Below are 14,651 nucleotides of genomic sequence, written 5' to 3' on the forward strand. Positions count from 1 at the left end.
CTTTTATGCGGATGCTTCGGTGCACCCGATATCAGACAGTCTGGGGGCGCATGTCGGATTTGCTGATGCCAGCAACCTGGACAGGCTTTTTCATCGCGTCGCGGCGGAAGGGATCGCCGAGCTCCTGATTGATCATCGCCTCGATCAGCGTGGTGATGCCGTTTTCCATTTGATCCTTGATCGCCTGGTTGAGGGCATCTGTCAGTTCCTCCTGCGTGCGGGCCACGACACCTTTCAGCCCGCATGCATTGGCGATGCCAGCGTAGGAGACGTCTTCGTCAAGCTCGGTGCCCACGAAGTTGTCTTCGAACCACAGGGTCGAGTTGCGCTTTTCCGCGCCCCACTGGTAGTTGCGGAACACGATCTGTGTGATCGCGGGCCACTCACCACGGCCGATGGCGGTCAGTTCGTTGACGGCGATGCCAAAGGCACCGTCGCCTGCGAAACCCACAACCGGCACCTCAGGCTGACCGATCTTGGCGCCGACAATGGCGGGCAGACCGTAGCCACAGGGACCGAACAGACCGGGCGCGAGATACTTGCGCCCTTCTTCAAAGGCCGGGTAGGCGTTGCCGATGGCGCAGTTGTTGCCGATGTCCGATGAAATGATCGCTTCGACCGGGAGCGCGCTTTGGATCGCGCGCCATGCCATCCGTGGTGACATCCATTCAGGCTTGGCCGCACGTGCCCGGACGTTCCAGTCGGTGCCCGGATCGTCCTGTTCGTGGGTGAGCGAGGTCAGTTCCTGCGCCCATGCGGATTTTGTCTGTGCGATGTGAGCTTTGCGTGCTTCGCGGCCCTCATCCCCTGCGGTGTCCGACAGCTGCGAAAGAATGCCGTTTGCAACTTTTGCTGCATCGCCGACAATGCCGATCGACACTTTTTTGGTCAGGCCGATCCGGTCAGGGTTGATGTCCACCTGAATGATTTTCGCATCTGCAGGCCAGTAGTCGATGCCATAGCCGGGCAGGGTCGAGAACGGGTTCAGGCGCGTGCCGAGGCACAGAACCACATCAGCTTCCTTGATCAGCTGCATGCCCGCTTTGGAGCCGTTGTAACCCAGCGGCCCTGCAAACAGTGGGTGGTTGCCCGGAAACGCGTCGTTGTGCTGATAGCCGACACAAACCGGTGCGCCCAAACGCTCGGCCAAGGCGCGGGATGCTGCGATCCCACCTTTGGACAGGACCACGCCCGCACCGTTCAGGATGACAGGGTTCTTGGCGTTGGACAGCATTTCAGCCGCCTGAGCCACGGAATTTTCACCGCCGGGGGATACTTCGAATTCAATCGGGTCGGGGATTTCGATGTCGACCACCTGGGTCCAGAAATCACGCGGGATGTTGATCTGCGCCGGGCCGCTGAGGCGTTTGGCTTTGGCGATGACGCGGGTCAGCACTTCGGCGACACGGGTCGGGTCACGTACCTCTTCCTGATAAGCGACCATATCTTCGAACAGTTTCATCTGCTCTACTTCCTGAAAACCACCCTGACCGATGGTCTTGTTCGCGGCCTGTGGCGTCACGAGCAGCAACGGCGTGTGGTTCCAGTATGCGGTTTTGACGGCGGTCACGAAATTGGTGATGCCGGGACCGTTCTGCGCGATCATCATCGACACTTTGCCGGTGGCACGGGTGTAGCCGTCAGACATCATGCCTGCGGAGCCTTCATGCGCGCAGTCCCAGAATTTGATGCCCGCATCGGGAAAAATGTCGGAGATCGGCATCATCGCCGAGCCGATAATCCCAAAGGCGTGTTCGATACCATGCGCTTGCAGGGTTTTTACAAAGGCTTCTTCAGTAGTCATTTTCATGGCGGGTGTTCCTCCGGGGGTGAAATCCATGCGCGAATCTAGGGTTGCTTGTTATCTAATGTATGCGCTTACATTGTGTTAGGGCCAATCTGATCAGCTGTTTAAGGCCAGATTTGACATGGCGTCGATTTCTTTGGCAACGCGGCCCACGCCCTGCGCTATTCGGGTGGCGGGAATGGACGAATAGGCCAGCCTGTAGAAGTTTCGGGGCTGTGCGGCACCGGCGAAAAACGAGTGTCCCGGTTCGATCAACACGTCGCGGGCGCGCAGCCTGCGGGCGAGCTCCTGCGTGTCGACGTTTTCGGGGGCGCGCATCCAGAAAGACGAGCCGCCATGCGCGCCTTGCCCTGCGATTTCGAGCTTGTTTTGCGTAATTGCGGTGCTCATCACCTGTCGGCGTTCGTGCAGGGTGCTCCCCATGCGACGGATCAGCGCGTCATGATGGCCAAGCGAGAGGAAATAGGCGGCTGTGCGTTGTATGTGGCCGGGCGGATGGCGCAGCACCGAGGCCCTGAGCGCGCGCGCCTCGCGGATGAAGGGTTCGGAGCCAACGAGGTATCCCAGACGCAGGCCCGGAAACAGGGATTTGGAGAAGCTGCCGACATAAATCACGCGCCCATCCGCATCCAGACTCTTGAGCGCGGGGGAGGGGCCCTTCAGAAAAGACATCTCGAACTCGTAATCATCCTCAACGATGATCGCGTCCATGTCAGCAGCGCGTTTCAACAGCTCATGGCGGCGCGCCATGGGCATCGTGCCGGTGGTCGGACACTGGTGGCTGGGGGTCGTGAAAATCACATCCGTGTCTGGTGGAATGGCATCGGGGGGCAAACCATCCGCGTCCAGCCGGACAGGGGTTACATGGCAGCGCGACTGCGAAAGAATGTCCCGGAGCGCATGATAACAAGGGTCTTCCAAAGCGGCGCGCCGCCGTTGTGTCAGCAACACCTGCGTGGTGAGCCAGAGCGCATTTTGCGCGCCGAGGGTGATCAGCACCTGCTCGGGGCGGGCGGCGATCCCGCGCCGGGGCAGGGTGTGGCGGGCAATGAATTCGATCAACTGCGGGTCGTCCTGATCGTAGTAATCGGTGGTCAGGGCGGTAAAGTCTTTTTGCCCCAGCGCCTTGAGCGCGCAGAGCCGCCAGTTGGCATGATCAAAAAGCTCGGGGTCTGCCTGTCCGTAGATGAAAGGGAAGCGATAGGATTCCCAGTCGGGGGGTTTGCGCACAGTGTCCCCGCCGGAAAACCGTTGACCAATCGCGCGGGTCCAGTCGACTGCATCCGTCCTGATGGGGCCGGGGGCGAAGGCAGGCGGAACCGGGGCGTTTTCCGACACGTAATAGCCCGAGCGGCCCCGCGACGTCAGGTAATCATTCGCCAGAAGCTCGGTATAGGCGATGGTCACCGTAATCCGGCTGACGCCCAGATGCGCGGCCAGCCGACGTGTCGAGGGCAGCTTTTCAGCGCGCTGAAATCGACCGGACAATATGCCCTGAGCGATCATTTGCTGGATCTGTGATTGCAGCGTTCCCTGTGCGTCAGGGTGCAGAAAGAACGTTTCGACGGGAAGAGCCATAAATACAGCCTATACTGGACTTATATGCCATGCAATCTGGTATTATGCACAGTCCAAAAGCCTCTATGCCTGCGAGGGCATCCCGCGTTTTCACTTGTTGTCGGTCGGATAATGAAACCAGAAGTATCAAAAACGCACAAATAATCAAGAGTAAAGCGTGTTGATTTGATCTGAGTCAGGGCGCGCGGGCCGTATAACGGCGATACTTGGGGCAGTTACAGTCAAGGAGCCAATGATGAAAGATGCCCCCCAAGACCCACTGCCCGTAGAGGCCGCAGCTACCGAAGATCAGAAAGCCGTTTTTGAGCAATCGGAATACCCCTACCCGGAGAAAATGAACCGGACGGAGTATGAAACGCAAAAAGCAGAGTTGCAGGTTGAATTGCTAAAAGCGCAGCTTTGGATTCAGCAGACAGGGCAAAAGGCGGTCATTCTGTTTGAGGGACGGGATGCGGCGGGCAAGGGCGGCACGATCAAGCGCTTTACCGAGCATATGAACCCGCGTGCGGCGCGTGTTGTCGCGCTGAACAAGCCGACGGATGAGGAACGCGGTCAGTGGTATTTCCAGCGCTACGTCAAACATCTGCCCACGGCGGGAGAGATCACGCTCTATGACCGCAGTTGGTACAACCGTGCCGGCGTTGAGCGCGTCATGAATTTCTGTGAGCCCGGAGAGTACCTTGAATTCATGCGCCAGACGCCGGAATTCGAGCGGATGCTCACACGCAGCGGCATCCATCTGCGCAAATACTGGTTTTCTGTCACGCAGGATGAGCAGCGCGCGCGGTTCAAATCGCGCGAAACCGACCCCCTCAAGCGCTGGAAGCTGTCGCCGATTGACCGCGCCAGCCTGAACAAATGGGGGGACTATACCGAAGCGAAAGAGGCGATGTTCTTTTACACTGATACCAAGGATGCGCCCTGGACGGTTGTGCGCTCAAACGACAAGAAACGCGCGCGGCTGAACTGCATGCGGCATTTCCTGTCCACCTTTGACTATCCGGACAAGGACACATCCGTTGCTACCGCACCTGATCCGTTGATCGTGCGCTCGGCCAGTCATGTGGTCACAGATGCCGATCATATCCTCGCCTCCTCATTGCATCCTGACACCCGCAGGTCCTGACAATCCAACAAACGGAGAAAACAATGACACATGTCCCACACGAACTGGCGGAAGAATTTCCACATATGCAACAGGAAATGAGCGATCTGAAAGCCAGAGATGGCCATTTCGCGAAACTGTTTGATGAGTATCACACGCTGAACCGCGCGATCCACAGGGCGGAAACCAACGTCGAGCCGACAGATGATTTTCACATGCTTGAGATGCGCAAGAAACGGCTGCAGCTCAAGGATGAAATCGCGGCCTGTTTGACATTGGCCTGAGCGCAAAAGACACACGTTAGACGGAAAAAGCCCCGGCAGTGCCGGGGCTTTTTCATGCAGCGTTTCGCATTCTGTGATGCAGGGCCTGATTTAGCCGAAAACGCGCCCCATTGCGCCATCCACCGCGTCGCAAATGTGATCGATGTCGTCTTTGGTGGCGATCAGGGCGGGCGAGAAGCATAGCGTGTTGTTTTTGCCCGGCAGGGAGCGGTTGGTCACGCCGATGATCACGCCCTGTTGCATGCAGTCCGCGACAACCGCCTGCGCGAGCTTTTCGTTAACCGGTTTGCGTGTGTCGCGATTTTCGACCAGTTCGGCACCGAGGAACAGCCCCTTGCCGCGCACCTGACCGATGGTTTTGTGCTTGTCCATCAAGCCGCCCAGACAGTCGAGCATATAGGCGCCCTGCTCGGTCGTGTTGTCCAGCAGGCCTTCTTCTTCGATGATCGACAGGTTTTCGAGGGCCGCTGCCGGACCTGCCGTGCAGCCCCCAAAGGTCGAGATGTCGCGGAAGTAATTCAGCGGGTCCGAGGCGTCATCCTTGAACATGTCGAAGACTTTTTCATTGGTCACAAGGCAGGCGATCGCCGCGTAGCCTGATGCCACGCCTTTGGCCATGGTGACCATATCCGGCTGGATGCCGTAGTGCTGATAGCCAAACCATGAGCCGGTCCGACCGACGCCGCAGACGACCTCGTCGATATGCAGCAGGATGTCGTATTTCTTGCAAATCTCCTGAACGCGTTCCCAGTAGCCATCGGGGGGCGTGATCACGCCACCACCCGCGGTGACCGGTTCGAGGCACAGGCCGCCCACGGTATCGGGACCTTCGGCGATGATCACCTTTTCGATCTGATCCGCCGCCCAGACACCGTAGTTTTCCCGTGGTGCCCCTTCCTGTTCAAAGGCGCGGTACTCAAGGCAATGGGGCACACGCACGAAGCCGGGCGTGAAGGGGCCATATTGCGCGTTGCGCTCATCCTGCCCACCCGCTGACAAGGCGGTGATCGTGGTGCCGTGATAATCGCGGTCGCGGTAGAGCACCTTGTGCTTTTTGCCGCCATAGCGTTTGTGCGCGATCTGGCGCACCATCTTGAAGGCTTTCTCATTCGCCTCAGAACCGGAGTTGCAATAGTAAACGCGGCTCAGCCCCGGCATCTTTTCGATCAGACGCTCGGCGAACATGGCACCGGGGATGGAGCCTGCGGAGCCTGCGAAATAGTTCAGCTTGATCAACTGGTCCCGCACGGCGTTGGCGATGCGTTCGCGGCCATAGCCGACGTTGACGGTCCAGACCCCACCCGAGACGGCATCAAGATGCTCTTTGCCCTTCTGGTCCCAAACCTTCATGCCCTTGCCTTCGACGATGATGCGCGGGTCGGTTGTCTCGTAGGGTTTGTGCTGGCTCAGATGGTGCCAGATGTGCGCGCGGTCTGCTTCGACGACGCGGGAGATATCATTTTCATTGAAATTGCCGTCCATGATTAAGACCTTTCGTATGGTACTTCGTTGTCGTGGGATTCGGTGACGCTGCCACAGCTTAGCAGAAGGTGACAGATTTTTGACCTTTGTCAGTAGGTCCAGTTTGCCCGTGAGTATAGCGCCAAAACAGAGGGGTGTTTCTACACAACAGCACAACTTGAGGTTTGATTTCGATGAAATCATGATGTGCTGGGACAGGGGCGGGCATATTCCCGTTGGTAAACTGCCGATTTCAGATGCGTAATTTTTGCAGGTCTGCACCGTATAAACACACAGAATGCTGGGGTCTCACATCTAAAGGGTAGATCGCGCAAACAGCGGTGTACTCTCGCTAACTGGACTCATGGACAGTGCGAAAGTGGTCATTCCACTCTCTTCAAACTACGCCCCACTGTGCGTGGGCCGACAGCGGCGTTGAGCGTCCGCAGTCAAAAACGTTCGTGCCTGTCGGGGCCAAAGTATCAAAGGAGTTCAAATTCCGCGCAGTTTCATCCCAATTGGGTTCTGGCCGCAACAATTGCCTTGCAGGAGCAGACATTCTGACATTGGATGATGCAGTGTTCGAAAAACAAGACTGGTATAAAACCGGGACGCACGACAAAAAACGCCGATCAAACAGGATCGGGTAACGATCAACGGGAGACTTAACGAATGATCAAAAAAACAGCATGCGCATTTGTAGCCGGGGCCGTCATGGCACTGAGCGCGCAAACTGCAACCGCCGCCGATGGCGAAATCACTGTCGGCTATTTCCTTGAGTGGCCCATGCCATTCCTCGCCGCCAAAGCATCCGGCGCATATGACGAAGCGCTGGGCATGACAGTGAACTGGGTGTCTTTCGAAACCGGAACGGCGATGTCTGCGGCGATGGCCTCGGGTGATGTGCAGATTTCAGTGTCGCAAGGTGTGCCGCCTTTCGTGGTCGCAACCTCGGGCGGACAGGATATTCAGGTGATCGATGTGGCCGTGTCCTATTCGGAAAACGACAACTGCGTGGTTGCCGAAGCGCTGGAGATCGACAAGGACAGCGCGGGCGAGTTGGCGGGCAAGAAAGTGGCCGTGCCACTTGGTACTGCCGCGCATTATGGCTTCCTGCGTCAGATGGACCATTTCGGCGTTGATCTGGCCTCATTGCAGGTGGTCGATATGGCCCCGCCAGAGGGGGCTGCGGCACTCAGCCAGGGCGCGGTTGATTTCGCCTGCGGTTGGGGCGGTGGTCTTGCGCGCATGAAGGAATACGGCAACGTGCTGTTGACCGGTGCGGAAAAGCAGGAACTGGGCATTCTGGTGTTTGATGTGACATCTGCGCCTGCGTCCTACATCGCGGAAAACAGTGAAACCGTGGCGAAATTCGCCGCCGTCACAGCAGCAGCCAATGCGGAGTGGAAGGCAAACGGCAGCGATGAGATGCTGGCCCTGATCGCGGAGCAGTCCGGCATGGACGTTGAGGCTGCGCGCAGCTCGATTTCCACCTTTGAGTTCCCATCGGTCGAAGAGCAGCTTTCCGAGGCGTGGCTCGGTGGCAATGCGGCAAACTTCATGAAGGGTGTTGCAGATGTCTTTGTCGAGGCAGGGTCCATCGATTCAGCGCTTGATAGCTATGAGGACGCCGTGAACACAGGTCCGTTGTCCGCTGCGGGCAGCATGTAAAATTGTTGGAAACGGCGCGGGGCCAACCCGCGCCGTTTCACTTTTGGGGCCACAGACAGGTCCGATCCTGTCCGGCCGGCCGCTCTGACCAGAGGAACAGGTAGGGACACGATGACCGGACTTTCCATAAATAATCTGTCGATGCGTTTTGAATTGCCAAACGGTGATCACGTACAGGCGTTGCAGGATGTATCACTGGACCTCAAGGCGGGCGAATTGCTCAGCGTGCTTGGGCCATCGGGCTGCGGCAAGACCACATTGCTGAACATCGTCGCGGGCTTTCTGGCCCCGACCTCGGGTGAGTTGATCCTGAACGGCCACCGCATTACCGGGCCGGATGCTGAACGCGGTATGGTGTTCCAGCAAGGCGCGCTGTTCGAGTGGATGTCGGTGCGCGAGAATGTGGCCTTTGGCCCATCGATGAAGGGCATGCCAAAGATCGACAAGGACAAGACGGTGGACCACCTGCTGGACGTTGTCGGCTTGCAGGATTTCAAGGAAAAGGCGGTTTACGAGCTGTCAGGCGGGATGCAGCAGCGCGTGGCCCTTGCCCGCTGTCTGGCGAATGACCCGGATGTGATCCTGATGGATGAACCGCTTGGCGCGCTGGATGCCTTGACGCGCGAAAAGATGCAAAGCCTTGTGCTGAAGCTCTGGAAAGAGACCGGCAAGACGATCATTCTCATTACCCACTCCGTCGAAGAAGCGCTGCTGCTGGGCGAGCGTTTGATCGTGATGGCCCCGCGCCCGGGGCGCATTCACAAGGAATACCGCCTGCCCTTTGCGGATCTTGGCGTTGATTCCGACCTGCGAGAGGTCAAGAAACACCCCGAATTCGGGCCGCGCCGCGAGGAAATCCTGAACATGATCTGGGATATGGAAGAAGAAATTATGGGCAGTTCGGAGGACGCGGCATGATCCCTCTGCTCATTTACATCATCATTTTCACGGCTGCCTTTTTCATCGTCACCAAAGTCGTGCAGCGCGCCGGCACCAAGGATTACACCTCGCTTAAAACCGTGACGTTCGGGGACGAAAGTGCCGTGCGGCCCAACCGGGCGGCGGGTGTTATTTCGATCTTCACGATCTTCCTGCTCTGGGGCATTTTCACCGGATCAAACCTGTTGCCGGGTTTTCTGCATGCGCCGGGGCCTTTTCTGGGCACATCGACGTTCACCTATACCGCACAGGTCGAAGGGCAGGCCCCGGATGACGCAACCGTCACGGTCGTCGTGCATCCGCGCGAGGTCGACACGGATGCGCCGGAGGTCGAGCCGGGGGATGGCTTTGCCAAGAACGATTCCGCCGCGATTGCGCAATGGCGCACGGGCCTGATCAATGTCGCCCGTAACGATGATCTGACCAAACAGGACGGCGCGCAGGTCATTGCCATCAACGGGGAGAAGATCGCGCCGGGGGAAACTGTGGATGTGGAGGGCGGTTCGGTCACGCTGACGGATAAAGGCACGCCCAATTTTGCGCCGACCCGGGGCTGGCAGATGGAGCCGCTTTACCTGCCGTCGCCGGAGGCCGTCTGGGTCCGCTCCATCGAAATCGCCAAAGAGGGTTTCCGCAATTTTACTCTGGTAGAGCATCTGGGATATTCGCTGTTTCGCGTGGTTGTCGGCTTCATGCTGGGCGCTTTGGTGGGCATTCCGCTGGGCTATGCCATGGGCCTGTCGGACTGGTTCCGTGGCTGGTTTGACCCGATCGTTGAATTCATGCGACCGGTGCCGCCCTTGGCGCTGATCCCGCTGGTCATCATCTGGGCGGGCATCGGGGAGTCCGGCAAGATTATTCTGCTTTTCCTTGCTGCCTTATGGATCATGGCGATTGCGGCGCGCTCAGGCGTGTCGGGGGTCAAGATATCGAAGGTGCACGCGGCCTATAGTCTGGGGGCCAGCAAATGGCAGATCATGCGATATGTCATCGTGCCCAACTCCCTGCCCGAAATTTTCACCGGCGCGCGCGTTGCGATGGGTGTTTGTTGGGGCACCGTTGTGGCCGCTGAACTTGTCGCAGCCGAACAGGGGGCGGGGATGATGATCATGACCGCGTCCAAATTCCAGAATACCGACATCGTGATCATGGGGATTATCCTGATCGGTGTGATCGGCTTTGGCATTGATATGCTGATGCGCTGGGCTGAACGCATCCTTGTGCCGTGGAAGGGCAAAGGCTGATCCTTGGGGTGTCAGACAAGAAAAAACGGGGCCGTATGGGCCCTGTTTTCGCAAAAGTGAATGTGTCGCGCCGGTTTACTGCGAAAAACGGGTGACTTGCAGGGCAATTTCAGGGCATAGGTACCGGGGCATCGAAAACACAACTGTGTTGGGAGATGGTCAAAGACCTTGTGTGATCATCCCACTCAAGACACATGTAAGAAACGATCGCGAAGAGGCAGACACCAATGACATCCGAAACTCCGTTTAGGGAGGCCACGCCGGTGTCGCCTTCGCCGGGCACTTCTGCGGGCTGGGTCCGTATCCTTGCGCAATACAGAGAACCCAAGCTGGGCAGGTCGATTTTCGAAGTCATCGTGACGCTGGCGCCGTTTGTCGCCATATGGGCCGTTGCATGGCTGCTGATCCCCGTCAGCTATCTGGCCAGTTTTGCGCTGGCCTGTCTGAACGGTTTGTTTCTTGTCAGACTGTTTTGCATTCAGCACGATTGTGGGCATGGCTCTTTCTTTGCGCATCGGGGCCTGAGCGACTGGCTGGGCCGGGCCTTGGGCGTTCTGACGCTGACGCCCTATGACGTCTGGCGCAAGTCGCATTCCATGCATCATTCGGGTGCCGGCAATCTGGAACGGCGCGGTATTGGCGACGTCATGACGCTGACGGTTGATGAGTATCACGCCCGCAGCGCTTTGGGCCGTTTGCGGTATCGTGCGTATCGCAACCCGGTTGTGCTGTTTTTGCTCGGGCCGGCCTATGTGTTCTATGTGGAAAACCGCCTGCCCTTCGGTCAGATGGACGGGGGCTGGCGTGTCTGGATCAGCTCTTTGGGCACGACGCTGCTGGCATCTTTGATTGTGGGTGCCATTCTCTGGTTTGGCGGCTTGCTGCCTGTCCTTCTTATCTTTGTGCCGACAACCATGGTTGCGGCGACTTTGGGTGTGTGGCTGTTTTACGTGCAGCACCAGTTTGAAGAGACCCATTGGGACCAGCAGGAAGACTGGGATATGTACGATTCAGCGCTGCATGGGTCGTCGCATTACGTGATGCCCAAATGGCTGCAATGGTTCACCGCCAATATCGGCATCCACCATGTGCATCATCTCTATAGCCGGATCCCGTTTTATCGCCTGACCGAAGTATTGCGCGACCATCGCGAGTTGGCGCAGGCCCAGAGACTGAGCATCGCAGAAAGCTTTGCGAGCGCGCGCCTGCATCTCTGGGACGAGAAGCAGCGCCGCCTGTTGTCATTCTCGGAGGCGCGGCGCGTCTATCAGGCCGCGTAACCGCGCCTCAGCCTTTGCGGTGAGGTTTGGCATTCGGGCCTTTGCCTGTTGGTTTGCCCCTTTTGTGCGGCGGAACGAACCGTTTCGACGTATCTGCCGCACGCTTTTTGGATGCTGCCGGATCTTTCTTGGGTGCCGCTTTTGTATTGGGGCGCGCGGCACCACCATCTTCGCGGTGGGCTTTGTCGCGTGTCACCCGTTCGGCTTTGGCGCCGTCGCGCGCCTCTTTCGTCCATACAGGTTTGGCCTTGCCGGGCTTGCGATCTGCGGTGTCACCGCCGGTAGTCTTGGGCTTAGGCGTTGCCCCCGGTTTCATGGGAGAGCGCTCTGTTTTATGTGACTTCGGTGGCTTTTTGCCTTTGGCGGCGGCCGGTTTATACGGCTTGTCCTGAGGTTTTGCCTCACGTGCAGGTCGTGCGTCATAGGACGGGCGTGCCTCGCGTGCCGGTTTTGCGGCGCGTTCGGGTCGTGCATCTCGGTCCTCGGGCCGCTTTTTGCGGTACGGTTTCGCGCCGGGTTTGCCACCACCGGGGCGGTCCTGCCCCAGATCAGGTGCTTGGGCCAGACGTGTCAGGACGATCCCCGCCTCAAGGGTCATGTCCGGCCCGACGGCAGCAACCAACCCGTCCGCCCGCGACGCCAGCACTTCGACAAAGCTCTGGTCCTGTCGAATGCGGATCGCGCCGATATCGTCCTTGGTCATATCGCCCTTGTTGCAGATCATCGGCAAAAGGGTTCGGGGTTCAGCACCTGTGTCGCGCCCGACCGATACGGAAAACCAGACCGAGGGCCCGAAGGTTTTGCGGGGTCGGTCATCGGGCGTTCCGGCATCCGTCAACTCTTCGGGGGCGGAGCGTTGCGCCTGATAAAAACTGACAACAGCCTGCGCCAACTGCGTCGCAGTAAAGTCCTGCGCGAGTTGTGCGACAAGCTCTTCGGAGTCTTCCCCCACCGTGGCCGTCCACAGCGGGTCCGACAGCAGCCGCGTTGTATCCTGCGCGTTGACTTCGGCAGCGGAGGGCGGCTCGTCCCACTCCGCCTTGAGTTTGGCCGAGCCCAGCAGGCGGTTTGCTTTGCTGCGCAGTTTCGGCGGCACGATCAGGGCTGAGACACCTTTGCGCCCCGCGCGCCCGGTCCGACCGGAACGGTGCAGGAGCGTGTCGGAATTGCTTGGCAAATCCGCATGGATGACCAGTTCGAGGTTGGGCAGATCAATGCCGCGCGCGGCCACATCGGTGGCGACGCAGACCCGGGCGCGCCCATCGCGCAGTGCCTGCAACGCGTTGCTGCGTTCAGATTGCGTCAACTCACCCGAGAGCGCGACGACCGAAAATCCACGGTTGGTAAAGCGCGTGGTCAACCGCGCAACAGCGGCGCGCGTGTTGCAAAAGACGATGGCGTTCTTGGCCTCGTAAAAGCGCAGGACGTTGATGATTGCGTTTTCCACATCGCGCGGATGCGTGTTGAGCGCGCGGTACTCAATGTCGGCGTGCTGCCGGTTTTCGGACACGGTGGCAATGCGCTGCGCGTCACGCTGATAGCTTTCGGCCAGTTTGGCGATGGCCTTGGGCACCGTTGCAGAAAACATCAATGTCCGGCGATCTTTGGGTGCCTCATCAAGGATGAATTCAAGTTCGTCGCGAAACCCGAGGTCGAGCATCTCATCCGCTTCGTCCAGAACGACAGCGCGCAGGTTTGCAAGCTCGATATTGCCGCGTTTGATATGGTCACACAGCCGCCCCGGCGTGGCCACAACCACATGCGCGCCACGATCCAGCGCGCGCCGCTCTGTGCGCGTATCCATGCCGCCCACACAGGAGATCACGACCGCCCCCGCCTTGGCATAGAGCCAGGACAGTTCGCGCGCGACCTGTTGTGCCAGCTCGCGTGTCGGTGCGATGATCAGCGCCAGCGGGGTGCCCGCGGGGCCAAAGCGTTCCTGATCGTCCAGCAATGTGGGCGCAATCGCCAGCCCGAAGCCGACCGTCTTGCCAGACCCGGTTTGCGCCGAGACCAGCAAGTCCGCCTGTGCCAGTTCGGGTGCTGTGACGGCTTCCTGAACCGGGGTGAGGGTGTCATAGCCTTGTTCGGCCAGCGCATCTGAAAGGGTCTTGAGCACGAAATATCCTATCGGTAGAGCCACCATCTGTGGCTTCAGTCGGTCGCAGTGCGACCTGTTGAGGCGTCGTTATGCCTTTGACGCTCAAGAGTCGATCACCTTTTCCGATCAGGCCGTCAGGTGTCGCGGGGCAACGACCCTTTGGCGCCGCGCGGGGCGGGCTTGCGCAAGCCGTTTCATTCTGATTGCGTGAGCGAAAAATAACCCAAGGAAACCCACATGACGACAGAGACCCTGACCACCCATGATGCAGATGATGACCCGCGCAACCGCGACATCCTTATCTATATCAACGGGCAGCTTTTGCACCGTGATGCGGCGAAGGTGTCGGTCTATGACGCGGGCTTCATGCTGGGCGATGGGATGTGGGAAGGCATGCGGCTTTATGACGGGGTCTGGAGCTTTTTTGACGCGCATATGGATCGGTTTTTTGACAGCTGCGCAGCGGTCTCTCTGGATGTGGGGATGGATCGCAGCGGGATCATGGAGGCGCTCAAGCAGACGGCCAAGGCCAACAATATGGTCACGGATGTGCACTGCCGTTTGATGCTGACGCGGGGCCTCAAGGCGAAACCCTTTCAGCACCCTTCCCTGAGCCGCACCGGCCCCACGCTGGTCATTATCATGGAACATTCCAAGCCCGCGACCGCCTTGCAGGATCGCGGCATTCGTCTGGCCACCGTGCCACAGGTGCGCGGTTTGCCGATGTCGCAGGATGCGAAGTACAACAGTCATTCCAAGCTGAACTGCGTCATCGCCTGTTTGCAGGCGGAGCAGGCGGGGGCGGATGAGGGGCTGATGCTGGACCCGCATGGGTTTGTGAACACCACAAATGCCTGTAATTTCTTTATCGTGCGGCGGGGCGAGGTTTGGACCTCTACTGGTGACTACTGCATGAACGGCGTCACCCGGCAGACGGTGATTGATATCTGCCGCGCCGAAGGCATCCCGGTTTTTGAAAAGAACTATTCGCTTTATGAGGCATATGGCGCGCAGGAGGCGTTTCTGACCGGGACATTCGGGGCGCAGACCCCGGTTGCGGAAATAGATGGCAAGCCAATCGGGGATGGCACGCGGCCCGTTACGCAGCGCATTCGCGAGGTCTACAAACAACGGATCGCCAAGGACGTGGCCGAACAGGCCCATCGCTGGACCTGAGCGCG

The 14,651-nt window shown here is 58.8% G+C and carries 11 protein-coding genes; 7 read left to right on the forward strand and 4 right to left on the reverse strand.

Annotated features, from left to right (window positions below; translation table 11 throughout):
* Window positions 1–31 precede the first annotated feature (31 nt).
* Window positions 32–1,810 (reverse strand): sulfoacetaldehyde acetyltransferase, encoded by a 1,779-nt coding sequence (xsc, locus tag K5Q35_RS12545; RefSeq protein WP_220799808.1) that lies wholly within the window; start codon window positions 1,808–1,810, stop codon window positions 32–34.
* Window positions 1,811–1,903: 93 nt separating this feature from the next.
* Window positions 1,904–3,385: a PLP-dependent aminotransferase family protein gene (locus K5Q35_RS12550; protein ID WP_013960163.1), complete on the reverse strand. Its 1,482-nt coding sequence runs from the start codon at window positions 3,383–3,385 to the stop codon at window positions 1,904–1,906.
* Window positions 3,386–3,620: 235 nt separating this feature from the next.
* On the opposite strand from K5Q35_RS12550, the gene ppk2 reads away from it, so the two are divergent.
* Both ppk2 and K5Q35_RS12560 read left to right on the forward strand, forming a co-directional pair.
* Complete coding sequence (ppk2, locus tag K5Q35_RS12555; RefSeq protein ID WP_220799809.1) at window positions 3,621–4,511, forward strand: polyphosphate kinase 2; 891 nt, start codon at window positions 3,621–3,623, stop codon at window positions 4,509–4,511.
* Between the two features lie 23 nt (window positions 4,512–4,534).
* The gene (locus K5Q35_RS12560; RefSeq protein WP_013960165.1) at window positions 4,535–4,774 is read left to right on the forward strand and encodes a YdcH family protein; all 240 of its coding nucleotides are present in this window, start codon (window positions 4,535–4,537) and stop codon (window positions 4,772–4,774) included.
* Window positions 4,775–4,864: 90 nt separating this feature from the next.
* On the opposite strand, the gene K5Q35_RS12565 is transcribed toward K5Q35_RS12560, so the two are convergent.
* Window positions 4,865–6,256 (reverse strand): aspartate aminotransferase family protein, encoded by a 1,392-nt coding sequence (locus tag K5Q35_RS12565; RefSeq protein WP_220799810.1) that lies wholly within the window; start codon window positions 6,254–6,256, stop codon window positions 4,865–4,867.
* Window positions 6,257–6,907: 651 nt separating this feature from the next.
* Here K5Q35_RS12565 and K5Q35_RS12570 point away from each other — a divergent pair.
* From K5Q35_RS12570 to K5Q35_RS12585, 4 genes are all read left to right on the forward strand, one after another.
* Complete coding sequence (locus K5Q35_RS12570) at window positions 6,908–7,906, forward strand: ABC transporter substrate-binding protein (protein WP_013960167.1); 999 nt, start codon at window positions 6,908–6,910, stop codon at window positions 7,904–7,906.
* 111 nt (window positions 7,907–8,017) lie between these two features.
* Entirely contained in the window at window positions 8,018–8,824 is an 807-nt protein-coding gene (locus tag K5Q35_RS12575) for a taurine ABC transporter ATP-binding protein (protein ID WP_013960168.1), read from the forward strand.
* Window positions 8,821–10,089, forward strand: a complete 1,269-nt coding sequence (locus K5Q35_RS12580) for an ABC transporter permease (RefSeq protein WP_013960169.1) — start codon at window positions 8,821–8,823, stop codon at window positions 10,087–10,089. Before K5Q35_RS12575 ends, K5Q35_RS12580 begins: the two co-directional genes overlap by 4 nt.
* A 227-nt stretch (window positions 10,090–10,316) precedes the next feature.
* Window positions 10,317–11,369 (forward strand): fatty acid desaturase, encoded by a 1,053-nt coding sequence (locus K5Q35_RS12585; protein ID WP_044025161.1) that lies wholly within the window; start codon window positions 10,317–10,319, stop codon window positions 11,367–11,369.
* Window positions 11,370–11,376: 7 nt separating this feature from the next.
* Here the strand turns inward: K5Q35_RS12585 and K5Q35_RS12590 are convergent, their stop codons facing one another.
* Window positions 11,377–13,488, reverse strand: a complete 2,112-nt coding sequence (locus K5Q35_RS12590; protein WP_013960171.1) for a DEAD/DEAH box helicase — start codon at window positions 13,486–13,488, stop codon at window positions 11,377–11,379.
* Window positions 13,489–13,707: 219 nt separating this feature from the next.
* On the opposite strand from K5Q35_RS12590, the gene K5Q35_RS12595 reads away from it, so the two are divergent.
* The gene (locus K5Q35_RS12595) at window positions 13,708–14,646 is read left to right on the forward strand and encodes an aminotransferase class IV (protein ID WP_220799811.1); all 939 of its coding nucleotides are present in this window, start codon (window positions 13,708–13,710) and stop codon (window positions 14,644–14,646) included.
* Window positions 14,647–14,651 lie beyond the last annotated feature (5 nt).

Origin of the sequence: Roseobacter sp. OBYS 0001, assembly GCF_019654895.1 — a bacterium.
GTDB classification, from domain to species: Bacteria; Pseudomonadota; Alphaproteobacteria; order Rhodobacterales; family Rhodobacteraceae; genus Roseobacter; species Roseobacter litoralis.

What these genes read in the sequence shown, in the direction of transcription:
- xsc (WP_220799808.1), bottom strand. Translation starts at nt 1,810, where the DNA reads ATGAAAATGACTACTGAAGAAGCCTTTGTAAAAACCCTGCAAGCGCAT.
- K5Q35_RS12550 (WP_013960163.1), bottom strand. Translation starts at nt 3,385, where the DNA reads ATGGCTCTTCCCGTCGAAACGTTCTTTCTGCACCCTGACGCACAGGGA.
- ppk2 (WP_220799809.1), top strand. Translation starts at nt 3,621, where the DNA reads ATGAAAGATGCCCCCCAAGACCCACTGCCCGTAGAGGCCGCAGCTACC.
- K5Q35_RS12560 (WP_013960165.1), top strand. Translation starts at nt 4,535, where the DNA reads ATGACACATGTCCCACACGAACTGGCGGAAGAATTTCCACATATGCAA.
- K5Q35_RS12565 (WP_220799810.1), bottom strand. Translation starts at nt 6,256, where the DNA reads ATGGACGGCAATTTCAATGAAAATGATATCTCCCGCGTCGTCGAAGCA.
- K5Q35_RS12570 (WP_013960167.1), top strand. Translation starts at nt 6,908, where the DNA reads ATGATCAAAAAAACAGCATGCGCATTTGTAGCCGGGGCCGTCATGGCA.
- K5Q35_RS12575 (WP_013960168.1), top strand. Translation starts at nt 8,018, where the DNA reads ATGACCGGACTTTCCATAAATAATCTGTCGATGCGTTTTGAATTGCCA.
- K5Q35_RS12580 (WP_013960169.1), top strand. Translation starts at nt 8,821, where the DNA reads ATGATCCCTCTGCTCATTTACATCATCATTTTCACGGCTGCCTTTTTC.
- K5Q35_RS12585 (WP_044025161.1), top strand. Translation starts at nt 10,317, where the DNA reads ATGACATCCGAAACTCCGTTTAGGGAGGCCACGCCGGTGTCGCCTTCG.
- K5Q35_RS12595 (WP_220799811.1), top strand. Translation starts at nt 13,708, where the DNA reads ATGACGACAGAGACCCTGACCACCCATGATGCAGATGATGACCCGCGC.